Raw genomic sequence first — 23,268 nt, forward strand, 5'->3', positions numbered from 1 at the left:
TCACCCGTGGTGCGCGCCGGGGGCGCACATGGGTACGCGGGGGTGCACGCCTCTCCGGGTGGAGCAGTCCGACTCGCCGGGCCGTGGCCGGACGGGCAGCCTGGGCTGATGACGATACGTGAGGCGGGTGCGGCGTCCGGCGTCGTGCTGGTGCTGCTGGCCGCGGCGGGCTGCACCACCGCGGCCGGGCCCGGCGGGAGCACCCCGACGGTCACCTCGGCCGCCGCCTCGCCCACCGTCTCGGGCAACACCCACGGCTGGAGCCGGCAGCGGCTCAGGGGCGCGGCCGCCAGGCACACCGGGGTCACCCGCACCGCCGGGCCCAGCGTGCTGAACGGCCTGGTCGGCGCCGTCTTCACCCGCAACGCGGACGGCGACCACTTCTGCACCGCGAGCGTGGTCGACAGCGCCGGGCTGAACCTGATCGTCACCGCCGCGCACTGCGTCTGGGATCCGCAGCTCGGCCGGCGCAGCGACCTGGTGTTCATCCCGGGCTACCGCAACGGCGACGCCCCGAGCGGCGTCTGGCCGCTGGTGGCCGTCACCGTCGACGACGGCTGGAAGAACCACGCCGACCCGGACGTGGACGTCGCCTTCGCCGTCGTCCAGGCGCAGAACGGGCAGCAGGTGCAGCAGGTGCTCGGCGCCAACAAGCTCGGCACCAACCGCGGCTACCAGGTCTCCGTGCGCGTCACCGGCTACCCCGGGGGCAGCGACGTCCCGATCACCTGCGCCAACACCACCGCCCAGCAGAGCCCCTCCCAGCTGCGGATCGCCTGCCCCGACTACACCGGCGGCACCAGCGGCAGCCCCTGGGTCACCGACTTCGACCCGAGCACCCGGACGGGCACCGTGGTCGGCGTGATCGGCGGCTACCAGCAAGGCGGGGACACCCCCGACGTCTCGTACAGCTGCTACTTCGGCGACCGCGTCCAGGCGCTCTACGACCGCGCGACCCGGTAGCGGCGGAGGCCGCCGAGGACGCGTCCGAAGTCGTATCGAACGACAGACAGTGGCGTCGCACGGCCCGGCCTGGTACATCTTCCTCACGAACGGCGGAACGCAGGACCCGGCACCCGCCCCGAGGAACGAGACGGAGCGCCGATGGCCCCCCGCCCGGTACGGCCCGCGCGCGCGGCACGGACGGCCGCGCTGGCGGCCCTGCTGCTCGCCACCGGCACCGCGTGCGGCGGGACGGACCAGGCGCCCACCGCCGAAGTAGCACAGCAGAGCGCGGCCCGCGACCGGATCGGCACGCTCGCGGTCCACACCCCGCAGGGCCCGCGGGCCTGCACGGCGAGCGTCGTGCAGAGCCCCAAGCGCAACCTGCTGGTGACCGCGGCGCACTGCGTGCAGAACCACCGGATCGGCCTGCTGGACGGCCTGGTGTTCACCCCCGGCTACCGCAACGGCTATTCCCCGTACGGGAGTTGGCCGGTGCAGTCGATCACCGTCGACCCGCACTGGGCGGAGGCCGACGACCCCGAGTACGACGTGGCGTTCATCACGGTGCGCCCCGTCGCCGGCAAGCAGGTCGAGGAGGCCGTCGGCGGCAACCAGATCGCCACCGGCCAGGGCATCGGGCTGGCCGTCTCGGTCACCGGCTACCCCAACGAGCGCGACGAGCCGATCACCTGCTCGGTGAAGACCCGCTCGCAGAGCGCGACCCAGGAGCGGTTCGACTGCGGCGGCTACACCGACGGCACCAGCGGCAGCCCGTGGGTCACCACGTCCGGGAAGGTCGTCGGCGTGATCGGCGGCTACCAGGAGGGCGGGGACACCCCCGACACCTCGTACAGCATCACCTTCGACGGCCGGGTGGCCGACCTGTACCGGCAGGCGACCGCCTGAGTCCGCGAGGGCCGGCGAGGACGTGACGGAGGCAACAACACGAAGGCCCCCCGGTCGTCCGAGGGGCCTTCGCTCTGAGCAGTCACCGGGCGTACCCGGCGCAGCTCCCGCATTTGGACTCGAACCAAAAACCTGCCGGTTAACAGCCGGCTGCTCTGCCAATTGAGCTATGCGGGATCGCGGTACTCAACTTCCGTACCACGCACAGGAAACGGACCCGAAGGATCCGCTGCCCGAGCTCCCCCAATTGGACTCGAACCAATAACCTGCCGATTAACAGTCGGCTGCTCTGCCAATTGAGCTATGGGGGATCGGCTACCGCTCCGGCCCCCGGTTTCCCGGGCTCCTCGGCGTTCGCTGCGGGACATACATTAGCGCACTCGGGGGGGTGGTCCGCCAATCGCTTTCCCCGGCGGCCCCGGTTCCCCGGCTGGCGTGCCCCGCGCGCGCCCGGCGCGTCCCCCGGGAGATGCTGGGGACGCGGACGGTTCGCCGTCGCGACGGACGGGTAGGGCAATGCGGCAGAAGCCGCCAGGAGAGGGTGGAATCCGATCATGTGGAAGCTGTCGTTGGCCGTCGGATTCGCGGCCGGCTACGTCCTGGGCTCGAAGGCCGGGCGCCAGCGCTACGAGCAGATCGCCAAGATCACCCGGCAGATCGCCCAGAGCCCCAAGGTCCAGGGGGTGACCGACCGGGCGAGGCAGCAGGCCGGCGCGGTGGCCGGGAAGGCGGCCGGCGCCGTCGCCGACAAGGTCGGGGACCGGCTGCCGAACGCCGTCACCGAACGGGTGCCGTACTTCAACCGGGCCCGCACCGAGGACGACGGCTGGGGCACCTTCCGGCCGTGACGCCACGGTGACGCCCAGACGACCGGAGCCTGCGCGCGGGTTCCGGGCGGGCGATCGCCCGGTCCGGACGCGTACCGGGCCCTGCTGAGGCATGATCTCGACATGGCCATCGTCGCGGGGATAGACAGCTCGACCAGCCGCACCCGGATCGTCGCGTGCGACACCGAGACCGGTGCGGTCCTGCGCTCCGGCAAGGCACCGCACCCCGTGCCGGAGAGCCCCGACACCCGAGCCGGTGAGGCCGACCCCCAGATGTGGCTGCACTCGCTCGGCGACGCCGCGGCCGGCGGCCTGCTGGAGGGCGTCCGGGCCATCGGCGTCAGCGCGCAGCAGCACGGCATGATCGGCCTCGACGCGGGCGGCGTGCTGGTGCGGCCCGCGATCCTGTGGAACGACCCGCGCTCCAGCGGCGCCGCCGCCAAGCTCCTCGACGCGCTCGGCGGCCCGGCCGCCTGGACCGCCGCGATCGGCGCCGTCCCCGGGCCCACGTACACCATCGCAAAGCTGCGCTGGCTGGCCGAGTTCGAGCCGGCCAACGCCCGCCGGGTCGCCGAGGTGCTGCTGCCGCACGACTGGCTGGTCGCCCAGTTGCTCGGCAACCCCAGGCGCCGCACCACCGACCGGGGCGACGCCTCCGGCACCGGCTACTGGTCCCCGATCACCGGCGAGTACCGGCAGGACCTGGTGCAGCTGGCGCTCGGCCACGAGCTGAAGCTCCCCACCGTCCTCGGCCCCGCCGAGCCCGCCGGGCACACCCCCGAGGGCCTGCTGATCTCCGCCGGCACCGGCGACAACATGGCCGCCGCGCTCGGTCTCGGCCTCGGCCCCGGCGACGCGGTGGTCTCGCTCGGCAGCGCCGGGACGATCTTCGCGGTGCACGAGCAGGCCGTCGTCGACGCCACCGGGCTGGTCTCCTCGTTCGCCGACGCCACCGGCCGCCACCTGCCGATGGTCGCCACCCTGAACGCCGCCCAGGTGCTCCGCTCCACCGCCGCGCTGCTCGGCCGGGACCTGGAGGGCCTGAGCGACCTCGCCCTGGGCTCCTCCCCCGGCGCGTACGGGGTCGTCGTCCTGCCCTACCTGGACGGCGAGCAGACGCCCGCGCTGCCGCACGCGGCCGGCACCGTGACCGGCCTGCGGGCCGAGTCGATGACCCCGCAGCACCTGGCCCGGGCCGCCGTCGAGGGCATGCTCTGCAACATCGCGGACGCGCTGGACGTGCTGCGCGCCCAGGGCGTCGGTATCAAGCGGGTGTTCCTGCTCGGCCCGGCCGGGCGGCTGCCGGCCGTCCGGCACGTCGCCCCGCTGGTGTTCGGTGTCCCGGTCGTGGTGCCGCCGCCGGGCGCCCACGCCGCCCGCGGGGCCGCCCGGCAGGCCGCCTGGGCGCTCGCCGGCACGCCCGAGCCGCCGGCCTGGGAGCTGCCGGAGGCCGAGACCCTCGCACCGGACGGAGACCAGGACCTGGCGATCGGCGCCGCGATCCGTCAGCAGTACCGGGCCGCCCGCGAGCAGATCCACCCGGAGACGGCCGCCTGAACCGGCGCGTTCGGCGCCTTGGCCGCGCTCGGCGCGATCATCGCATTCGGCGTGTTCGGCGCATGCGGCGCATTCGGCCCGTGAAGATGCGTCACCCGGCGCCAGATGGCAGCGTGGGACGGGACACGGCACCGGACGGAAGGACGGCGGGCACCCATGGCGCTGCACAAAGGGGCCGGCGACGACCGCCGGCTGAGCATCAGTCCGTTCGTGGGCACCGCCGACCCGCTGGGCGCGATGGAGCTGGCGCCGCCGCTGCACCGGCTCGCCGACGGTCCCGTCCCGGCCGAGACCGCCTACCAGCTGATCCACGACGAGCTGATGCTGGACGGCAACGCCAAACTCAACCTGGCGACCTTCGTCACCACCTCCATGGAGGTCCAGGCCACCCGGCTGATGACCGAGTGCCTGGACAAGAACATGATCGACAAGGACGAGTACCCGCAGACCGCCGAACTGGAGCGGCGCTGCGTGGCGATCCTCGCCGACCTGTGGCACGCCCCCGCCCCGGACGACGCGGTCGGCTGCTCCACCACCGGCTCCAGCGAGGCCTGCATGCTGGCCGGCCTCGCGCTCAAGCGCCGCTGGATGCACCGCAACGCCGAGCGCTACGCGGCCGGGGCCCGGCCCAACCTGGTGATGGGCGTCAACGTCCAGGTGTGCTGGGAGAAGTTCTGCACCTTCTGGGAGGTCGAGGCGCGCACCGTGCCGATGGAGGGCGAGCGCTTCCACCTCGACGCCGAGCAGGCGGTCGCCCAGTGCGACGAGGACACCATCGGCGTGGTCGGCGTGCTCGGCTCCACCTTCGACGGCTCCTACGAGCCCATCGCGGAGATCTGCGCGGCCCTGGACGATCTCCACCGGCGCACCGGCCTCGACATCCCCGTGCACGTGGACGGCGCCTCCGGCGCGATGGTGGCGCCCTTCCTCGACCCCGAGCTGGTGTGGGACTTCCGACTGCCCCGGGTCGCCTCGATCAACACCTCCGGCCACAAGTACGGCCTGGTCTACCCCGGCGTCGGCTGGGTGCTCTGGCGGGACAGGGACGCGCTGCCGGAGGAGCTGGTCTTCCGGGTCAACTACCTCGGCGGGGAGATGCCCACCTTCGCGCTCAACTTCTCCCGGCCCGGCGCCCAGGTGGTCGCGCAGTACTACACCTTCCTGCGGCTCGGCCGGGACGGCTTCCGGGCCGTCCAGGGCGCCTCCCGCGAGGTCGCCACGTACCTGTCCGACGCGATCGGGAAGCTCGACGGCTTCCGGCTGCTCACCCGGGGCGACGAGCTGCCGGTGTTCGCCGTCACCACGGCCGATGACGTCCCGTTCGACGTGTTCGACGTCTCCCGGCGGCTGCGCGAGCGCGGCTGGCAGGTGCCCGCGTACACGTTCCCCGCGAACCGGGAGGACCTGTCGGTGCTCCGGGTGGTCTGCCGCAACGGCTTCTCCCGGGACCTCGCCGACCTGCTGCTGGCCGACCTCGACCGACTGCTGCCCGAGCTGCGGCGCCAGCCCGTCCCGCTGAAGGACCTCGGCGTGCCGGCCCGGTCGGGCTTCCACCACTGACCCGAGGCCTGATCCGGGGCCTGATCGGGGGCCGCTGCGAGGCCCGGACGTGATCACGGCGGGGAGGGCGCATCGAGGCGCCCTCCCCGCCGTGTGCGTCCCGAACGTCCGGGGCAGCCTCCCCCCGCGAGGCTGCCCCGGCCGGTGAGGGAATCGGGACGTGGGGCCGGACGGACGACCGGCGAGACCGGTCGGCGTCCGAACGAAGGATCCGGCGGGGCGAACCGCGCCGGCCGGATAACTCTGCATCACGAGACCATGAATGTTCGAGCGTTCCCGGGGGTTGTGAGACACTTCGGACCGTCTCAGCGCCAGGACCTGGGGTTTGAGACAGCAGGCCGATGAGGTTGGAGAAGCGGAGACACCCGAACGGCCCGGGTCAGAGCCCGTTCCGCCCCTCCCCGCTCCCGATCCCCGTCTCGATTTGGAAGGGCCGCATGGGTTCCGCCTGGAAGCAACTGCCCGAGGAGCTGACCGGGCCCGCCCGCAGCCTGACCGAGGAACTGCGCACCCTCAAGGATGCCGCCGGGCTCTCGCTGTCCGAACTGGCCACCCGCACCCACTACAGCCGGGCCTCCTGGGAGCGCTGGCTGAACGGCAAACGGGTCATCACCGAGCAGGCGCTGAACGCACTTATCGGCTCGGTGGAGTGCGACGGGCCCGCCCTGCGGGCGCTGTGGCAGCAGGCCGTGGCGCGGCCCGAGGACGAGGCCCGCGCGGAGGCGTCGGTGGAGTCCCCGGCAGAGGCGGCGGCAACGGCGCAGACTGCGGAGACGGCTTCGACGGAGCTCGTGGACCCGCAGGCCCCCGCCGAGCAGCCCGAGTCGGCCGTCGCCGTGCCCGCCGTGGCGTGGTGGCGGCGCCCGGTGGCCCTGCTGTCCTGCGCCGCCGTGCTGGCGGTCCTGCTGGTACTGGCGGGGCTGAAGGCCATCCGGCACGACGCCCCGGAGGCACCGGTCGCCGATCCCGTCCCGCCCTCCGCCCCCGTGTCCGCCTCTGCCGGGGACTCCACCGACGCCTCCCCCTGCCGGGCCGTCGGCTGCGCGCACAAGAACCCCCAGAAGACCGGCTGCGGCAAGGACGCCAGGACGCTGCAGACCCAGGTCATCGGAAAGGTCGTCATCTACCTCCGGTACAGCCAGACCTGCCAGGCCGCCTGGGCCGCGATCACCGAGGGCGAGCCGAAGGACTACGCGATCATCACCGACAGCACCGGTGACAGCGAGACGGCGCTCATCCACTACGGCTACGACAACTTCTCGATGATGCTGAACGCGGCGGACCCGTCCGTCGGCTTCCAGGTCTGCGGCTTCCAGCCGGCCGGGCACGACTGCACCTCGACGGTCGCCAATCTGGCCTCGGTGGTGGTTTCCACCCCGATCCCGAGCGGCCCCCTCTCGCCGCCCCCGGGGGCCGGTGCCTCGGCCGCCCCGACGGCCACACCCCAGCCCACGGCTTCGGCCACCGGCTCCGTCTCGCCGTCGCCCGGCGCGTCGTAGCAGCGGGCCCAGTCGGGCCCAGTCGGGCCCAGTCGGGCCCAGTCGGGCCCAGTCGGGCCCAGTCGGGCCCAGTCGAGCTCAGTCGGGCCCAGTCGAGCTCAGTCGAGGTAGCCGCGCAGTTGCGCGGCGAAGGCGTGATCACGGAGCTTGATCAGCGTCTTCGACTCGATCTGCCGGATCCGCTCCCGCGTCACCCCGAACACCGCGCCGATCTCCTCCAGCGTGCGCGGGCGGCCGTCGTCCAGGCCGTAGCGGAGCTGGACCACCTGACGCTCCCGCTCGCCCAGGGTGGCCAGCACCGCGTCCAGGTGCCGACGCAGCAGCAGGAACGTGGCGGACTCGGCGGGTGACGTGGCGTCGGCGTCCTCGATCAGGTCGCCCAGCGCGACGTCGTCGTCCTCCCCCACCGGGGTGTGCAGCGAGATCGGCTCCTGGGCCAGCCGGAGCAGCTCGCGCACCCGCTCCTCGGTCAGCTCCAGGGCCGTCGCGATGTCGGCCGCGCCCGGCTCGACGCCGCGTTCCTGGAGCAGCACGCGCTGCACCCGGACCACCCGGTTGATCAGCTCGACCACGTGCACCGGCACCCGGATCGTCCGGGCCTGGTCCGCCAGCGCCCGGCTCATCGCCTGCCGGATCCACCAGGTGGCGTAGGTGGAGAACTTGTAGCCGCGGGCGTAGTCGAACTTCTCCACCGCCCTTATCAGGCCGAGGTTGCCCTCCTGGACCAGGTCCAGCAGGGCGAGCCCGCGGCCGACGTAGCGCTTGGCGATGGACACCACGAGGCGCAGGTTCGCCTCGATCAGGCGGCGCTTGGCGATCCGGCCCATCACCACGAGGGTGTCCAGCTCGTGGGCCAGCGGGTCGGGCGGCGGGGGTTCGCGGTTCAGCCGCTCCTCGGCGAACAGGCCGGCCTCGATCCGGCGGGCCAGCTCCACCTCCTCGGCGGCGTCGAGGAGCCGGATCCGGCCGATCTCGCGCAGGTACTGGCGCAGCAGGTCCGCGGCCGGGCCGGCGGCCTCGGCCCGTTCGCGGGGGCCGGGTTCCTCGTCCGGTTCGTCATCGTCTTCGGGGTCGTCTTCGGGGTCCGCTTCGGGGTCCGGGGCGTCGGGGTGGCCCTGGGCGGGGACCCGGGCACCGTCCGGGGGCGGGGAGTCGGCCCGGCCGTGGTCCGTCTCCTCCTCGGAGCGGCAGGGTGCCGGGCCGGTGCGCGGTGGGGTGGGGGTCGGTCTGACGGTCGGGCTGGACGTCGCGGCAAGGCCTTGGTCCACGGGCATCCCCTCGGGGCGGGCGCGACTCTGGCGGACCCGCGCTGCACGGAGGCGGGACGCCCTCCAGTGTGCGGTACGCCACGCTCCGTGGCCGAGACTCGTGCGCCGACTTTCTGCGCACCACCACCCGGCACCTGCCGACCGGGCGTCAGAGCGCCGCGGCGCCCCGGCTGCGCAGCTGCTGCCCGTACTGCTGGAGCTGCCACAGCTCCGTCTGCACCGCGTGCTGTTCCTCGGCGTTCGCCCGGGGCCCGAGCCGCTGGAGGTACGCGCGGACCTCGGCGATCCGCCGGTCCACGGCCAGCAGGCGCAGCTTGACCAGGAACTCCCCCGCGTAGACGGCGTCCGCCTTGCGGCGCGAGCGCACCGGCTCCACGGTCAGCTCGGTCACCAGCGAGCGCACGCGGTCGTCCGGGGCCGCCTCGCGCACCGCGCTCGTGAAGTCCGGCGCGGTCGCCCCGTACGCGGCGCCGCCGGCCTTGGCGATCGCCTGCCGCACGGCCGTGTACGGCGGCGTCGGGAACTCGTCGTCGCCGTAGTGGTCGAAGGCCGGGCTGACGAGGTCCGGGTGCTGGAGCGCCAGCTTGAGCAGCTCGCGCTCCACGAACTGGGCCGGGTCGCGCGGGTTCAGCCGGAAGGCGGGCTGCGCGGGCCGTACGGGTGCGGGCTCGGGGCGGCGCTGCTGGGCGGCGCCGCGCGGGTTCTGCTGGCGCTCGCGGTCCCAGCGGGCCAGCTGGGAGACCCGGCGGACGACGAAGGGCTCGTCCAGGATGCCGAGCATGCCGGCCAGACGGACGGCGTACTCGTGCTGGATCGACCGGTCCTTGATCTTGGCGACGATCGGGGCCGCCTCCTCCAGCGCCGCCGACCGCCCCTCCGGGGTGTCCACCCGGTGCCGGGCCACCACCGAGGTCAGCGCGAACTCGAACAGCGGGACCGGGTTGTCGATCAGCTCGCGGACCGCGTCGTCGCCCTTGGCCAGGCGCAGCTCGCACGGGTCCATGCCGCCCGGGCTGACCGCGATGGAGGTCTTGGCGGCGAACTTCTGGTCGTCCTCGAAGGCGCGCAGGGCGGCCTTCTGGCCGGCCGCGTCGCCGTCGAAGGTGAAGACCGTCTCGCCGCGGTACTGGGAGGTGTCCATCAGCAGCCGGCGGATGATCTTGATGTGGTCCTCGGCGAAGGCCGTACCGCAGGTGGCCACCGCCGAGGTGACGCCCGCCAGGTGGCAGGCCATTACGTCGGTGTAGCCCTCGACCACCACGGCACGACCCGACTTGGCGATCTCCTTCTTCGCCAGATCGATGCCGTACAGCACGTGCGACTTCTTGTAGATCGGCGTCTCGGGGGTGTTCAGGTACTTCGGACCGTTGTCGTCCTCGCGCAGACGGCGGGCGCCGAAGCCCACCACCTCGCCCGCGATGTCCCGGATCGGCCAGACCAGCCGGCCCCGGAAGCGGTCGATCAGGCCCCCGCGCTGACCCTGCGAGGCCAGGCCGCCGACCAGGATCTCCTTGTCCGAGAAGCCCTTCCCGCGCAGATAGCGGACCAGGTGCTCCCAACCGGCCGGGGCGTAGCCGACGCCGAAGGTCCGGGCCGCCTCCTCGTCGAAACCTCGCTCGGCCAGGAAACGGCGGCCGATCTCCGCCTCCGGCGACGCCAGTTGCTCCTGGTAGAAGGCGGCGGCCACCTTGTGCGCCTCGACCAGGCGGGTCCGTTCGCCCTGCTGGTGCCGGGGGCTGTAGCCGCCCTCCTCGTAGCGCAGGGTGATGCCGGCCTGGGCGGCCATCCGCTCGACGGCCTCGGCGAAGGTGAAGTGCTCGATCTTCATCAGGAAGGCGATGGTGTCGCCGTTCTCCTGGCAGCCGAAGCAGTGGAAGACGCCCTTGGCGGGGTTCACGTAGAAGGAGGCGGACTTCTCGTCGTGGAAGGGGCAGACGCCCTTGTACTCGCCGCCGCCACCGTTGGTCAGCTGTACGTAGTCGCCGACCACCGCGTCGATCGGCAGTGCGCTGCGCACCGCCTGTACGTCTTCATCCCTGATCCGCCCGGCCACCCCGGAAGTCTACTGGGGTGGCCGGAGTTTCCGGCTGCGCCGGGGGGCCGGTCCGCTCACGTCCAGGCGGCGCCGACGAGTTTGGCGTGGAGGGCCAGGGCGGAGGCGTCGGTGAGGGTCGCGATCTGGTCGATGACCGTGCGCAGGGCGGCGCGGTCGTCCTCGGCCTCGCGGTAGAGGGCGGCGAAGACCGGGTCCAGGCCCTCGGGGGCGCGTTGGGTGAGCACGTAGGCCAGCTCGGCGATCACGATCCGTTGGCGGGCCCGCAGCTGCGCCTGCTCGTCGCGCTGCATCACGTAGCGGACGGCGACCGCCTTGAGCACCGCGCACTCCAGCCGGACGTCCCGCGGCACCACCAGCTCGGCCGTGTACCGGGTGAGCCGGCCGGGGCCGTAGCGGGCCCGGGTGGCCTGTTCGGCGGCCAGGCAGAAGCGGCCGATCAGCTGGCTGGTGAGGTCCTTGAGGCCCGCCCGGGCCCGCGCGGTGCCGTCGTAGGAGCGGGGCCACCAGTCCTGGGCGAGCAGTCGGTCGAGGGCGGCGGCGAGCTCCTCCGGTTCGGCGTCGCGGGCGTAGCGCTCGGCGACCTTGAAGAGTTCGGCGCGCTCGCTCGGGGCGCGCAGGGCGGCCGGGTCGATGTGACCGGCCTGGAGGCCGTCCTCGACGTCGTGGGTGGAGTAGGCGACGTCGTCGGACCAGTCCATGACGGTGGCCTCGAAGCACTTGCGCCCGGGCGGGGAGCCGGCCCGCAGCCAGCGGAAGACCGGCAGGTCGTCGGCGTAGACGCCGTACTTGGGCGAGGCCGGGTCGACGGGGTGGGCGCCGCGGCTCCACGGGTACTTGGTGGCGGCGTCGAGGGCGGCGCGGGTCAGGTTGAGGCCGACGCTGCGGCCGGGCCAGGGGGCGAGCCGGGCGGCGGGCTGCTCGTCCTGCGGGGCGAAGCGCTTGGGTTCGAGGCGGGTGAGGATGCGCAGCGACTGCGCGTTGCCCTCGAAGCCGCCGCAGGCCTCGGCGGCCTGGTCGAGGGCCTCCTCGCCGGTGTGGCCGAACGGCGGGTGGCCGATGTCGTGGGCCAGGCAGCCGGTCTCGACGAGGTCCGGGTCGCAGCCGAGGGCCGCTCCCAACTCCCGCCCGACCTGGGCGCATTCGAGGGAGTGGGTGAGCCGGGTGCGGGGGAAGTCACTGCGCATCGGGGCGACCACCTGGGTGGTGCCGGCCAGGCGGCGGAGCGCGGCCGAGTGCAGCACCCGGGCGCGGTCGCGCTGGAACGCCGTACGGCCGGGGCGCTTGTCCGGTTCGGGCACCCAGCGGGCCTCGGCGGCGTGGTCGTACGGGAGCGGGGCGGCGGCGGGGCGGTGCGCGGTGTCGTCCATATGGTTCTCACCGTACGCCGGGCCTCCGACACGCGGGGTGTGCCGCGCGAAGGAGCGTGAGCCGGCGCGTGAACTCTCCCCGCACGCCGTCCCGCTCGAGGTTCAGCCCCGAACGGCCTTCAAAACAGCGGTGGCGACCGCCTCCTGGCCCTTGGCGTTGGGGTGGATCGCCGCCAGGCCCGGGGCCGGGAAGGGCGGCTCGACCCAGCGGGTGGCCTCGCCGGCGCACATGTCGTGCCCGGCGGACGGCGCGGCGGCGTCCACGAACACCGCCCCGGCGCTCTCCGCGCGCGTCTTGAGCATGCCGTTGAGCTGCTGTTCCTTCTCCACCAGGAAGCCGATGTCGGCGGCGGCGACGGTGCCGCCGAGCACCGGCAGGCAGCTCGCCGGGTCCGCCGGGAGCAGCGCCGGGTAGCCGATCACGTACACCCGGGCCTGCGGGGAGCGGCGCCTGATCTCCTGGAGGGCCTGGCCGAGCCGTTCACCGGTCGCGTCGACCCTGCTCCGGACCTGATCGGTGCCGTCGCCGGCGTAGTGGTCGCGGCAGGGCGAGGTGGCGCGTTCGCCGCTGACCAGGCCCTTCACCGTGTCCATCAGGTTGTCCTTGGCGCACTGGGTGACGACCTCCATGAAGCCCGCGTCGTTGCCGCCGATCCCGAGGGTGACCAGCCGGGTGGCCGGGGTCAGCGCGTCGAACTGGGGCGGGTTGGCCCCGGCGTCGGTCTGCTGGGCGCGGGTGAGGTCGCCGGTGCGGGCGCCGCTGCAGCTGACGTCCTGGAACTGCCCGGCCGCCAGCCCGAGCGCTTTCGCCACCAGCGACGGGTAGTTGACCGCCGAGCGGGCGCAGCCCTTCGGGTCGCCCACCTGCGGGGTGATCTTCGGCCCGGAGGTGTACGAGTCGCCGAGCGCCACGTACGGCCCGGAGGGCGTCGGGGTCGGGGTCGGCGTGGGGGTCGGCGTCGAGGTCGACGCGGGGTCGGCCGAGGAGCGGGCGGGCAGGGCGCCCGCGAAGCCCTTCTCCGGTCCGCCGCCGGAACTGCACGCTGCGAGCAGCACCGCGGCCAGCCCGGCGGCCGTCACGGCGGCGGCCGGGCGTGTGGTCATCGGCAAGGCTTCCCCCCCGGGGGTCGGAGTCACGGGCGTCTCCTGCGGCGGCCCGTCCCCCGGGCACCGCAGGGGCCAACGAACGGCACCCGCCGAATGACTCCCGCTTGCGGGAGCTCTACTCGGCGCCCCGCTCGTGATCGGCCAGGAACTGCTCGAAGCGCCGGCCCAGCTCGTCCGCGGACGGCAGGTCCACCGGTTCGGCCAGCAGGCTCTCCCGGCTCTCCACGCCCGCCACGGCGTCGTACTGGCCTTCCATGCCGCGGATCGCCGAGCGCAACTCGTCGTCCCCCTGCGACAGCTGTTCCTCGATTTCGGCGAACACCTCGTCGACCCGGCGGCGCAGCGGGGTGCCCGGCAGCACCAGGCCGGTGGCGGACTGCACCGCCTCCAGGATCAGCACCGCGGCCGCCGGGTAGGCCGAGCGGGCCACGTAGTGGGGGACGTGCACGGCGAAGCCCAGCACGTCGTGCCCGGCCTCGGCGAGCCGGTACTCCAGCAGCGCCTGCGCGCTGCCCGGGACCTGCGCCTGCTCGAACCACTGCGGGTAGTCGGCGGCGAGGTCCAGTCGGTTGCCGTGCGGGGTCAGGCCGACCGGGCGGGTGTGCGGCACGCCCATCGGGATGCCGTGGAAGTCCAGGCTCAGCCGGACCTCGAAGCGTTCCACCAGCTCCCGGACGGCGGCGCCGAAGCGCTCCCACTCGACGTCCGGCTCGGGCCCGGTGAGCAGCAGGAACGGCGCGCCGGCGGCGTCACGGACGAGCTGGAGCAGGATCTCCGGCGGGTCGTAGGACGTCCAGCGGTCGCGGTCGAAGGCCATCGCGGGGCGGCGCGCCCGGTAGTCGACCAGGCGGTCGTGGTCGAAGCGGGCCACCACCCGCGGCGAGCCCGTCTCGAGCAGGTGGGCCACCACCTGGCCGCCGGCCTCCCCGGCGTCCATGAAGCCCTCGAAGTGGTGGAGCAGCACGAGGCCCGCGCCGGTGTCGCGCAACTCCGCGTTGGCCGCGGCCACGGCGGCCACGCCCTGCTGATCCAGCTCGTACAACGCCTGGAAGTCACGCACCGCGCACCCAACCCCGTTCTCTGCTCATCACGACGTACCGGCTTGTCGCCCTTCTCGTCACTCCAGCGTGCCGGGCCCCACCGGAATTCCCGCCCGCCCGGACGGCCTCGCCGACGACCTCTCGAACGGCCGCACTGACAGCCGCACCGACGACCTCTCCGACGGCCGCGCCGGCGCTCTCGGCCGACCGCTTCGAACCATGATCGCACTCGATCGAAAAGCCCCTGGTCAGGGGTATGCTCAGGGGTGTCCGGCCGGCTGGTCCACAGCGTGCCGGACCGGCCCGCGCAGCCATTCGCGTGCCGCGAAGTGACGCACCGCCTTCTGGCGGGTATCGTCCTCTCGCTGCCTCGCATCGTCGCGTCGTCATCACGTCGTCCGTAACGCCGTCGATCACGTCCCGGATCGGTGCTGGCCAGCCAACCACGACGCTTCTTGCCTTCACCTGGCCGCCTGCTTCCCTTCGCGCTCTCGTTTCCTTCTCGGCCATTTCGCGGACGCACACTGTCCCCTCGCTCGTCCTGCCGGACCGGTCCGTGGACCCGCGTCCGTTCCGGCACCGCGCCGCCCGCTCCGGGCCGCCGCCGCCCCGCCCCTGCCCGACCGGCTCTCCGGCGTGCACAGGGGTACCCGGCGACGGACTCCGGGGCGGGGCGAACCAGTCCACCGCAGCCCGTGCCGTACCCCGGCGCGGGAGGCACCCTCCGACCGATGAAGGACCGAAGGTTCCGTGCCCGTACCTGTCATCCTCACCGGCCGCACCGTGCGGCTGGAGCCCCTCGCCGCGCACCACGCCGAGGCCATCGCCGAGGCCGGCGCCGAGGACCGTACGACCTACGCCTTCACCCCCGTCCCGCACGGCCTGGAAGCGGCCCGCGACTACATCGCGCGCGCCCTCGCCGACCAGGCCGCGGGCCGGTCGCTGCCGTTCGCGACGGTGAGCGTCGCCGACGGCCGGGTGGTCGGCTCCACCCGCTTCCTGGAACTCGACTACTGGCAGGGCCCGCTGGTCTGGCCGCCGGTGCCCGGCGTGCCGTTCGGCGACCCTGCCACGGCCGTCCCGGACGCCGCCGAGATCGGCAACACCTGGCTCTCGCCGCGGGCCCAGGGCACCGGCATCAACACCGAGGCCAAGCTGCTGATGCTGCGCCACGCCTTCGAGACGTGGGGCGTGCAGCGGATCTCGCTGCGCGCCGACGCCCGCAACCTGCGCTCGCGTGCCGCCATCGAGCGGCTCGGCGCGACGTCCGAGGGCGTCCGCCGGGCGCACTCGCGCGGGCTGGACGGGGTGGTGCGGTCCACCGCGTTCTACTCGATCCTCGACTCCGAGTGGCCGGCCGTCCGGGACATCATCGAGCTGCGGATCGCCGCCGCCACCTCGCCGAGCGCCCCGGATCCGGCGATCAACCAGGAGTGCCTTAGACACGGCGGCAGCGGCACCGGGCACCTGATCACGGCCTGAGGGGCGACCACCCACCGCCGGCGGCGTTCCTCAGGACCCGGGTGAGGACGTCGAGGCACCCGCCGTCCGGTTCCATCGGGAACCGGCTGTAGGCCGTCTCGGCGACGGCGGACACCGGCCGCCATCCGTCCCGGACGCGGGCGACGGTCACCTCCCAGCGGGCGCGGCCCTTCGGGTCGCACAGCCGGAGGGTGCCCTCGTGGGTGTGGAGCCGCCAGCGGTAGTCGACCGCGGCCGGATCGGATCCGGTCCGGATGCGCTGCCACTGTTCGTCCGTCCACACCACGTCCGGGACGGGATGGGGGCGTGGCACCAGCATCCCCTCGCTGCCCTGACCGCCTGGAACGCTGCCTGCTTCGGGGAATGCCCAGGCCGGCAGCGGCTCGCGGGCGGCGATCCAGGCGGCGGGGATGCCGTGGGTGCCGGTGTACGCGGCGACCACTCCCCCGGTGATCGCGGCGACGGTGTCCATGTCGCCGCCGGCCGCGATCGCCTCCCAGACGGCGGCCGGGTAGTCGGTGAGCCGTCGGGCCGCGCACCAGAGGGCGTACGGCACGGTGTCGGCCGCGGACGTCCTGCTGCCGTTGCCGAGCACCTTGGCGGCGACCCGAAGGTCCGGTTCGGCGAGCAGTTCGGTCGCCTCGGACAGGCCGTCGTGGACGGCGCCGAGCGGGGTGTGGTGGGTGACCCGACCCAGAAAGCCCTTCGGCGTCATGCTCTCGGTCCGAGCCCGGACCGCGACGGCCGCCGCCACCGCGACCGCGATCGCGCCGTCCACGGCCTGCGGGTGGGTGTGGGTGATGACCGCCGTCCGGGCCGCCAGCCGGACGACCTCGTCCAGGTCCCCGGCGAGCGCCGCCCCGAGCGGAGCGACCCGCATCGCGGCGCCGTTGCCGTACGAGCCCTGGCCGTCGAAGAGTTCGGCGGCCAGCGCCTTGGCGTCGCCGCCCTCGCGGATCAGCCGGAGCATCCGGTTGGCGGCCGGGCCGTAGCCGCGGTCGAAGTCGTGGCGGTCGGCGAAGGCGTGGGTGAGGTCGAAGGTGTCGACGGTGCCGCGTTCGGTGAGGGCGGCGTGCACCGAGCAGGCCATCTCGGTGTCGTCGGTCCACGGCCAGGGGCCGGGCGGGGCGGTGCGGGCGGCGAGGTGCGCGGCGGCGACCTCGGGGACGAAGAACTGGGCGCCGAGGGCGTCACCGACGGCGAGGCCGTTGAGTGCGTCGAGCGCGGGGCCGGTGTGTGCGGTTGTCATATGGGCCCAGCTCAGCGCTTCGGCCGGGGCTCCGTCAACATCTTTGCCGGCACGCCCCCGACGGGCGATGTTTCGCATACCTCCCATTCGGGCGGGCAGCACACCGGTCATGACCCGCGCGAACCCTCTCGACCCCGTCACGCTGCTCGGCGCCGACCAGCAGCACATCGTCACCCGGGCGCAGCTGCGCCGCCTCGGCGTCCCGCCCGGCACGATCGCCCACCGGCTGCGGGCCGGCGGGCCGTGGCAGCAGGTGCTGCCGCGGGTGATCTGCCTGCAGACCGGGCGGCTGACCGCTCCTCAACGGCTGCTAGCCGCACTCGCGTACGCGAGTCCGAAGGGGCGCGAACCACAGGCCGGGGAGGTCCTGCTGACCGGGTTCGCGGTGCTGGCCGACGCGGGGCTGCCGAGTGCGGGGCACCCGGCCGACCTCGCGCGGGTCGACGTGCTGATCCCCGGGCCGCGGCGGGTCGGCGACCGCGGGTTCGTCCGGATCCACCGCGCGTCCGGGCCGATGCCGGGCGGGTACGAGCGCGACGACGGGCTGTGGAGCACCACCGTCGCGCGGGCGCTGGCGGATCTCGCCCCGCGCGAGACCGGGCAGCGCCGGTTCCGGGCGCTGTGCGCGGAGGCGGTGCAGCGGCGGCACTGCGAACTCGGCGAGCTACTGGACTACTTGCTGGCCCGGCCGGGCTCGCTCGGGATGCCTCAGGTGGTCCAGGTGGTCGAGGACCTGACGGCCGGCGTGCGGTCGGTGGTCGAGGGCGAGGCGCGCGAGCTGCTGCACAACTCCGGCCTCCCGGAGCCGTTGTGGAACCCGGTGCTGTTCCTCGACGGCCGCTTCCTCGCCGTCCCGGACGCCTACTGGCCGCACGCCTGCGTGGCGTTGGAGATCGACTCCCGCGCCTGGCACCTGCGCCCGGCCGACCACGAACGAGGCCTGGCCCGCGCCAACCGCCTCACGGCCGCGGGCCTCCCGGTCGTACGCACCACCCCCGTCCAGCTCCGCCGCGACCCGACCCCGGTCCTGCACGAACTTACCGCCCTCCTCACCACCGGCCCACACGGCCCGCACTCCCGCATCAGCTGGCGCCGGGCGCGGTGAACATCAGTCAGCAAAAGGCGAGTTGATGCCAAATCAGTTTTCCGTCGCTGGCGGCGAGGCGTCGCTTCAGCAGCGCGGGTCGATCTCCTGGAAGGTCGTGTAGTGGTCGGGCGACCAGTACTGCTCGCCGGTGCCGCCGGTGACGACGCGGCGGGTGCCGCGGTCGTTGGAGCCCGGGGTGACGACGGTGAACTCGTGGTAGTAGCCGTCGGCCTTGCGCGGGAGGCGGTTCTCGCGGTTCTCAAAGACGATGCCGTCGCGGTTGTACGGGTAGGGGCCGCCCTTGGCGATCAGGCCGAGGGTGTCCTGGGCCTGGCTGGGGAGCTTGGTGCGGCAGACGTCGGCCAGCGCGGGGTCGGCGGGCACCCAGGTGCCGCTCGGGGCGGGGGCGCCTCCGGAGGGCGGGGACGGCTTGGGAGCGGAGGGCTTGGGGGCCGAGGAGCCCGCGGCCGTCGCGGTGGAGGTCGCGGCGGCCTTGGGGTGGCTGCTGCCCTTGCGTGTGAGGAGGTACCCGGCCGCGGCGAGGACCGCCAGGATCACGACGGCCACGACAACGAGCGGGCGGTTACGTCTGGTCATGCGCCCCAGCTTGGCAGGCAGTCAGGCGCCGGCCGACCAGGTCCCCCTGTGGTCGCCGCCACAGGGACGTCGCCGCACAGACGTACGGCCGGGCGGGGACGGACGCCGTTGTCCGTCCCCGCCCGGCCGTGTTACGTACGCCGGTTCTCCTGCGCCGAGCTCCGGTGTACGCCCTCCCGAGGGGAGGGAGAGCGGTCAGTCCGACCCGCGCGTTGAGTAGAGCGGACCCCTCGTGCCCGATGGCGGGCAAGGAGGGCGCCTACCCTCTCAGCGCGAGTCGCTGCCCGCCGACTCGATGGCGGCGCGGCCTGCCTCCAGGCGCGCCACCGGGATCCGGAAGGGGGAGCAGGAGACGTAGTCCAGCCCCACCTCGTGGAAGAAGTGGACCGACTCCGGGTCGCCGCCGTGCTCGCCGCAGACGCCGAGCTTGAGGTCGGGGCGGGTGGCCCGGCCGGCCTCGACGGCGTGCTTGACGAGGGAGCCGACGCCGTCGCGGTCGATGGTCTCGAACGGGGAGACCCCGAAGATGCCCTTCTCCAGGTAGGCGGTGAAGAACGAGGCCTCGACGTCGTCCCGGGAGAAGCCCCACACGGTCTGGGTGAGGTCGTTGGTGCCGAAGGAGAAGAATTCGGCGGCCTCGGCGATCTGACCGGCGGTCACGGCGGCGCGCGGCAGCTCGATCATGGTGCCGAGCTTGATGTCCAGCGTGACGCCGGTGGACTGGGCGACCTCGGCGAGCACGCGCTCGCACTCGTCGCGGACCAGCTCCAGCTCCTGGACGGTGCCGACCAGCGGGATCATCACCTCGGGGCGCGGGTCCCCGCCGGCCAGCTTGCGCTCGGCGGCGGCCTCGGCGATCGCGCGGACCTGCATGCCGAACAGGCCGGGGATGACCAGGCCGAGGCGGACGCCGCGCAGGCCGAGCATCGGGTTCTGCTCGTGCAGCTTGTGCACCGCCTGGAGCAGGCGCAGGTCGTTCTCGTTGGGGTCCTTGCGGGCCTCGGCGAGGGCGACGCGCACCGACAGCTCGGTGATGTTCGGCAGGAACTCGTGCAGCGGCGGATCGAGCAGGCGGACGGTGACCGGCAGGCCGTCCATCGCCTGGAAGAGCTCCAGGAAGTCGCCCTTCTGCAGCGGCAGCAGGGTGGAGAGGGCGAGCTCGCGGTCCTTGTCGTTGTCCGCGAGGATCAGGTGCTCGACCTCCTTGCGCCGCTCCTCGCCGAGGAACATGTGCTCGGTGCGGCACAGGCCGATGCCCTGGGCGCCGTAGCGGCGGGCGCGCGAGCCGTCCTCGGCGTTGTCGGCGTTGGCGCGCACGGCGAGCCGGCGGCGGCCGTCGGCGTGCGACATCAGCCGGTGGACGGCCTGGACGAGCCCGCCCTGGACGTCGGCGCCGGCGTGCAGGGTGCCCTCGAAGTACTCGACGACGGGGGACGGCAGGACGGGCACCTCGCCGAGGTAGACCTTGCCGGTGGCGCCGTCGATGGAGACGACGTCGCCCTCCTCCACGACCAGCCCGTCGGCGGTGGTGAAGCGGCGGGCCTTGGTGTCGACCTCCAGCTCCTCGGCGCCGCAGACACAGGTCTTGCCCATGCCGCGGGCGACGACGGCGGCGTGCGAGGTCTTGCCGCCGCGCGAGGTGAGGATGCCCTCGGCGGCGATCATGCCGTCCAGGTCGTCCGGGTTGGTCTCGCGGCGGACCAGGATGACCTTCTCGCCGGAGCGGGACCACTTGACGGCGGTGTACGAGTCGAAGACGACCTTGCCGATCGCGGCGCCCGGCGAGGCGGCGAGGCCCCAGGCGATCTGCTTGGACTCGGCGGTCGGGGCGAAGCGCGGGAACATCAGCTGGGCCAGCTGGCCGCCGGTGACCCGCATCAGGGCCTCGTCCAGGTCGATCAGGCCCTGGTCGACCAGCTGGACGGCGATCCGGAAGGCGGCCGCGGCGGTGCGCTTGCCGACACGGGTCTGCAGCATCCAGAGCTTGCCGCGCTCGATGGTGAACTCGATGTCGCAGAGGTCGCGGTAGTGGTTCTCGAGCTTCTGCATGATCGCCATCAGCTCGTCGTACGACTTCTTGTCGAGCTTCTCCAGCTCGGACAGCGGCAGGGTATTGCGGATGCCGGCGACGACGTCCTCGCCCTGGGCGTTGGACAGGTAGTCGCCGTAGACGCCCTGGGTGCCCGTGGAGGGGTCACGGGTGAAGGCGACGCCGGTGCCGGAGTCCTCTCCGAGGTTGCCGAAGACCATGGTGCAGACGTTGACCGCGGTGCCGAGGTCGTTCGGGATGCGCTCCTGGCGGCGGTACAGCCGGGCGCGGTCGCCGTTCCAGGAGTGGAAGACGGCGTGGATGGCGAGGTCCATCTGCTCGCGCGGGTCCTGCGGGAAGGCCCGGCCGGTCTCGCGCTCGACGATGCCCTTGAACACCTCGACGAGTTCCCGGAGGTCGGAGGCGTCCAGGTCCAGGTCGTTGACGGTGCCCTTGGCGTGCTTGGCCTCGTCCAGGGCCTCCTCGAACAGCTCGCCGTCGACGCCCAGCACGGTCTTGCCGAACATCTGGACCAGGCGGCGGTAGGAGTCCCAGGCGAAGCGCTCGTTGCCGGACTGTGCGACGAGGCCGGTCACCGAGGCGTCGGAGAGGCCGATGTTGAGGACGGTGTCCATCATGCCGGGCATGGAGAACTTGGCGCCGGAGCGGACGGACACCAGCAGCGGGTTGTCGGCCTGGCCGAGCTTCTTGCCCATCTCCTGCTCGAGGGCGTCCAGGTGGGCGCTGATCTCCTCGTGCAGGGAGGACGGCTCGCTACCGGTCTCCAGGAAGACCTTGCAGGCCTCGGTGGTGATGGTGAACCCCGGGGGGACGGGGAGTCCCAGGTTGGTCATCTCGGCCAGGTTCGCGCCCTTGCCGCCAAGAAGATCCTTGAGGTCCTTGTTTCCTTCGGTGAAGGAGTAAACAAACTTCTGCTGGGACGGCACGGGTCGGTCTCCTCGTACGCGGTTGCCCTGACGCCGGAGAACATACCCATTTCGAAGGTTCTTCTCTGCCCCCAATAGGCCGTACGAGGCCGGTACCGAGCGGTAACCCGATAGATCGAATGTCCATAAAGGCGTTCACCTCTGTTGCTGAAATCGTCCGGATGACGCTAGCCAGCCTTCAAGTCTTAAAGGCATGGAAACTGAAGATCACATGATTTGGACGGAGGGTAGCGGCGAGTGGTCCACCGCGTTGCCCCGGCTTGATTTCCTGCACCCGGATCGACGATCCCCGGCCGGACGGCTTCGGGAAGCGATTCACGGCCGATGTGGCCATTTCGTCCACTGACCGGCCGTCAGCCTCCACCGTATGTGGCAAGAGTCACCAGCGCATCCGGCCTGTCGAACGTAGTCCGACTCCGCCGATCGTCGCACTCCGTCCAGAGACATGCTCATTGCGTGATGATCATCTGCCAAAAAGGAGCCCTCCTGTCCGGACTGGACAAGAGGGCGGGGGTGGGCCGGCGATGGACCCCCGGAGGGCAATTTCGCCACTACGGACAGATCATCCGCCCGAGGTGTCCGATTCGGCGTCCGCGCTCGGCCGGGCGCAGTCGTACGGATCGTCCAACCAGCCCTCCGGCAGGACCACCCGGTTGTTGCCGCTGGTCCGCCCGCGCGGGCCGTCCGCGCCGACCGGCCAGGCCTGGGACTGCTCCACCAGGGACAGGGTTTCGGCCAGTTCGGCCAGGGAGGAGGAGCTGGCGAGCTTCACCCGCAGCTCGGAGCCGACCGAGAAGCCCTTGGTGTACCAGGCGACGTGCTTGCGGAAGTCGATCACACCGCGCGCCTCGTCGCCCAGCCACTCGCCGAGCAGCTGCGCGTGCCGCACCATCGCGCCCGCCACGTAGCCGAAGTCCGGGCGCGCGTAGTCGACGTCGCCCTCGAAGATCGAGACCAGGTCCCGGAACAGCCACGGCCGGCCCAGGCAGCCGCGGCCCACCACGACCCCGTCGCAGCCGGTCTCGCGCATCATCCGCAGCGCGTCGTCCGCCGACCAGATGTCCCCGTTGCCGAGCACCGGGATGTGCGCCGGGACGGACTCGCGCAGCCGGGCGATCGCCGACCAGTCGGCCGTCCCGCCGTAGTGCTGGGCGGCGGTGCGCCCGTGCAGGGCGATCGCGGCCACGCCCTCCTCGGCGCCGATCCGGCCGGCGTCCAGGTAGGTGAGGTGGTCGTCGTCGATGCCCTTGCGCATCTTCATCGTGACCGGCAGGTCGCCCGCGTTGGCCACGGCCTCGCGCAGGATGTCGCGCAGCAGGTTGCGCTTGTACGGCAGCGCCGAGCCGCCGCCCTTGCGGGTCACCTTCGGGACGGGGCAGCCGAAGTTGAGGTCGATGTGGTCGGCCAGGCCCTCGTCCGCGATCATCCGGGCGGCCTTGCCGACGGTCACCGGGTCCACGCCGTACAGCTGGATCGATCGCGGCTTCTCGCTCGGGTCGAACTTGATCAGCTGCATCGTCTTGGCGTTGCGCTCGACCAGCGCCCGGGTGGTGATCATCTCCGAGACGTACAGGCCCTTGCCACCGCTCTGCTCGCGGCACAGGGTGCGGAACGGCGCGTTGGTGATGCCGGCCATCGGCGCCAGCACGACGGGCGGCCACACCTGGATCGGGCCGATGTCCAGCGGCGCGAACTCGGTGGTGGTCGCGGTGGGTGCGGGCGTGACTGTCATGCGCGGCTGACCT

At 72.9% G+C, this 23,268-nt stretch carries 17 protein-coding genes and 2 tRNA genes; 8 read left to right on the forward strand and 11 right to left on the reverse strand.

Annotation, left to right across the window (positions count from 1 at the left end; translation table 11 throughout):
- Window positions 1–108 precede the first annotated feature (108 nt).
- Both F7Q99_RS07315 and F7Q99_RS07320 read left to right on the forward strand, forming a co-directional pair.
- Window positions 109–963 carry a trypsin-like serine peptidase gene (locus F7Q99_RS07315; protein WP_153460568.1) on the forward strand — a complete coding sequence of 285 codons (855 nt, stop codon included), beginning with the start codon at window positions 109–111 and terminating at the stop codon, window positions 961–963.
- A gap of 141 nt (window positions 964–1,104) precedes the next feature.
- Window positions 1,105–1,851: a trypsin-like serine peptidase gene (locus F7Q99_RS07320; RefSeq protein ID WP_153460569.1), complete on the forward strand. Its 747-nt coding sequence runs from the start codon at window positions 1,105–1,107 to the stop codon at window positions 1,849–1,851.
- A gap of 104 nt (window positions 1,852–1,955) precedes the next feature.
- Here F7Q99_RS07320 and F7Q99_RS07325 read toward each other — a convergent pair.
- Window positions 1,956–2,028: transfer RNA gene (locus F7Q99_RS07325), tRNA-Asn, on the reverse strand.
- 61 nt (window positions 2,029–2,089) lie between these two features.
- A tRNA-Asn gene (locus F7Q99_RS07330) sits at window positions 2,090–2,162 on the reverse strand.
- A 243-nt stretch (window positions 2,163–2,405) separates the two neighbouring features.
- Here F7Q99_RS07330 and F7Q99_RS07335 point away from each other — a divergent pair.
- From F7Q99_RS07335 to F7Q99_RS07350, 4 genes are all read left to right on the forward strand, one after another.
- A complete protein-coding gene (locus tag F7Q99_RS07335; RefSeq protein WP_153460570.1) occupies window positions 2,406–2,699 on the forward strand; it encodes a hypothetical protein in 294 nt (97 codons plus the stop codon).
- Between the two features lie 102 nt (window positions 2,700–2,801).
- A complete protein-coding gene (locus F7Q99_RS07340) occupies window positions 2,802–4,235 on the forward strand; it encodes an FGGY family carbohydrate kinase (protein ID WP_153460571.1) in 1,434 nt (477 codons plus the stop codon).
- A gap of 156 nt (window positions 4,236–4,391) precedes the next feature.
- A complete protein-coding gene (locus F7Q99_RS07345) occupies window positions 4,392–5,795 on the forward strand; it encodes a glutamate decarboxylase (protein ID WP_153460572.1) in 1,404 nt (467 codons plus the stop codon).
- A gap of 437 nt (window positions 5,796–6,232) precedes the next feature.
- Window positions 6,233–7,294 (forward strand): helix-turn-helix domain-containing protein, encoded by a 1,062-nt coding sequence (locus F7Q99_RS07350; protein ID WP_195911011.1) that lies wholly within the window; start codon window positions 6,233–6,235, stop codon window positions 7,292–7,294.
- Between the two features lie 98 nt (window positions 7,295–7,392).
- On the opposite strand, the gene F7Q99_RS07355 is transcribed toward F7Q99_RS07350, so the two are convergent.
- From F7Q99_RS07355 to F7Q99_RS07375, 5 genes are all read right to left on the reverse strand, one after another.
- Window positions 7,393–8,568, reverse strand: a complete 1,176-nt coding sequence (locus F7Q99_RS07355) for an RNA polymerase sigma factor (protein WP_153460574.1) — start codon at window positions 8,566–8,568, stop codon at window positions 7,393–7,395.
- Between the two features lie 142 nt (window positions 8,569–8,710).
- A complete protein-coding gene (dnaG, locus tag F7Q99_RS07360) occupies window positions 8,711–10,615 on the reverse strand; it encodes a DNA primase (protein WP_326846376.1) in 1,905 nt (634 codons plus the stop codon).
- A gap of 56 nt (window positions 10,616–10,671) precedes the next feature.
- The gene (locus tag F7Q99_RS07365; RefSeq protein WP_153460575.1) at window positions 10,672–11,985 is read right to left on the reverse strand and encodes a deoxyguanosinetriphosphate triphosphohydrolase; all 1,314 of its coding nucleotides are present in this window, start codon (window positions 11,983–11,985) and stop codon (window positions 10,672–10,674) included.
- A gap of 102 nt (window positions 11,986–12,087) precedes the next feature.
- Complete coding sequence (locus F7Q99_RS07370) at window positions 12,088–13,089, reverse strand: SGNH/GDSL hydrolase family protein (RefSeq protein ID WP_153460576.1); 1,002 nt, start codon at window positions 13,087–13,089, stop codon at window positions 12,088–12,090.
- Between the two features lie 118 nt (window positions 13,090–13,207).
- Window positions 13,208–14,152, reverse strand: a complete 945-nt coding sequence (locus tag F7Q99_RS07375; RefSeq protein WP_326846377.1) for a PAC2 family protein — start codon at window positions 14,150–14,152, stop codon at window positions 13,208–13,210.
- Window positions 14,153–14,882: 730 nt separating this feature from the next.
- Here F7Q99_RS07375 and F7Q99_RS07380 point away from each other — a divergent pair.
- Window positions 14,883–15,614: a GNAT family N-acetyltransferase gene (locus tag F7Q99_RS07380; RefSeq protein ID WP_326846378.1), complete on the forward strand. Its 732-nt coding sequence runs from the start codon at window positions 14,883–14,885 to the stop codon at window positions 15,612–15,614.
- Here the strand turns inward: F7Q99_RS07380 and F7Q99_RS07385 are convergent.
- Window positions 15,604–16,863 (reverse strand): ADP-ribosylglycohydrolase family protein, encoded by a 1,260-nt coding sequence (locus F7Q99_RS07385; RefSeq protein ID WP_326846379.1) that lies wholly within the window; start codon window positions 16,861–16,863, stop codon window positions 15,604–15,606. The genes F7Q99_RS07380 and F7Q99_RS07385 overlap by 11 nt on opposite strands.
- 109 nt (window positions 16,864–16,972) lie before the next feature.
- Here F7Q99_RS07385 and F7Q99_RS07390 point away from each other — a divergent pair, with 109 nt between their 5' ends.
- On the forward strand, window positions 16,973–17,968 hold the full coding sequence (locus tag F7Q99_RS07390) for a hypothetical protein (protein ID WP_153460577.1): 996 nt from the start codon (window positions 16,973–16,975) through the stop codon (window positions 17,966–17,968).
- 66 nt (window positions 17,969–18,034) lie between these two features.
- Here F7Q99_RS07390 and F7Q99_RS07395 read toward each other — a convergent pair whose 3' ends face one another.
- From F7Q99_RS07395 to dusB, 3 genes are all read right to left on the reverse strand, one after another.
- Window positions 18,035–18,547, reverse strand: a complete 513-nt coding sequence (locus tag F7Q99_RS07395) for a ribonuclease (RefSeq protein ID WP_153460578.1) — start codon at window positions 18,545–18,547, stop codon at window positions 18,035–18,037.
- Window positions 18,548–18,814: 267 nt separating this feature from the next.
- Window positions 18,815–21,523: a pyruvate, phosphate dikinase gene (gene ppdK / locus F7Q99_RS07400; protein WP_326846380.1), complete on the reverse strand. Its 2,709-nt coding sequence runs from the start codon at window positions 21,521–21,523 to the stop codon at window positions 18,815–18,817.
- Window positions 21,524–22,085: 562 nt separating this feature from the next.
- On the reverse strand, window positions 22,086–23,255 hold the full coding sequence (dusB, locus tag F7Q99_RS07405; protein ID WP_153460580.1) for a tRNA dihydrouridine synthase DusB: 1,170 nt from the start codon (window positions 23,253–23,255) through the stop codon (window positions 22,086–22,088).
- Window positions 23,256–23,268 lie beyond the last annotated feature (13 nt).

It is taken from the genome of Streptomyces kaniharaensis, from assembly GCF_009569385.1.
Lineage (GTDB): Bacteria > Actinomycetota > Actinomycetes > Streptomycetales > Streptomycetaceae > Kitasatospora > Kitasatospora kaniharaensis.

Excerpts from the sequence above, each read along its gene's own strand:
- F7Q99_RS07395 (WP_153460578.1), bottom strand. The coding sequence starts at position 18,547 with ATGACCAGACGTAACCGCCCGCTCGTTGTCGTGGCCGTCGTGATCCTG.
- F7Q99_RS07390 (WP_153460577.1), top strand. The coding sequence starts at position 16,973 with ATGACCCGCGCGAACCCTCTCGACCCCGTCACGCTGCTCGGCGCCGAC.
- F7Q99_RS07385 (WP_326846379.1), bottom strand. The coding sequence starts at position 16,863 with ATGACAACCGCACACACCGGCCCCGCGCTCGACGCACTCAACGGCCTC.
- F7Q99_RS07350 (WP_195911011.1), top strand. The coding sequence starts at position 6,233 with ATGGGTTCCGCCTGGAAGCAACTGCCCGAGGAGCTGACCGGGCCCGCC.
- dusB (WP_153460580.1), bottom strand. The coding sequence starts at position 23,255 with ATGACAGTCACGCCCGCACCCACCGCGACCACCACCGAGTTCGCGCCG.
- F7Q99_RS07320 (WP_153460569.1), top strand. The coding sequence starts at position 1,105 with ATGGCCCCCCGCCCGGTACGGCCCGCGCGCGCGGCACGGACGGCCGCG.
- F7Q99_RS07370 (WP_153460576.1), bottom strand. The coding sequence starts at position 13,089 with ATGACCACACGCCCGGCCGCCGCCGTGACGGCCGCCGGGCTGGCCGCG.
- F7Q99_RS07355 (WP_153460574.1), bottom strand. The coding sequence starts at position 8,568 with ATGCCCGTGGACCAAGGCCTTGCCGCGACGTCCAGCCCGACCGTCAGA.
- F7Q99_RS07345 (WP_153460572.1), top strand. The coding sequence starts at position 4,392 with ATGGCGCTGCACAAAGGGGCCGGCGACGACCGCCGGCTGAGCATCAGT.
- F7Q99_RS07365 (WP_153460575.1), bottom strand. The coding sequence starts at position 11,985 with ATGGACGACACCGCGCACCGCCCCGCCGCCGCCCCGCTCCCGTACGAC.
- F7Q99_RS07315 (WP_153460568.1), top strand. The coding sequence starts at position 109 with ATGACGATACGTGAGGCGGGTGCGGCGTCCGGCGTCGTGCTGGTGCTG.
- F7Q99_RS07335 (WP_153460570.1), top strand. The coding sequence starts at position 2,406 with ATGTGGAAGCTGTCGTTGGCCGTCGGATTCGCGGCCGGCTACGTCCTG.
- F7Q99_RS07340 (WP_153460571.1), top strand. The coding sequence starts at position 2,802 with ATGGCCATCGTCGCGGGGATAGACAGCTCGACCAGCCGCACCCGGATC.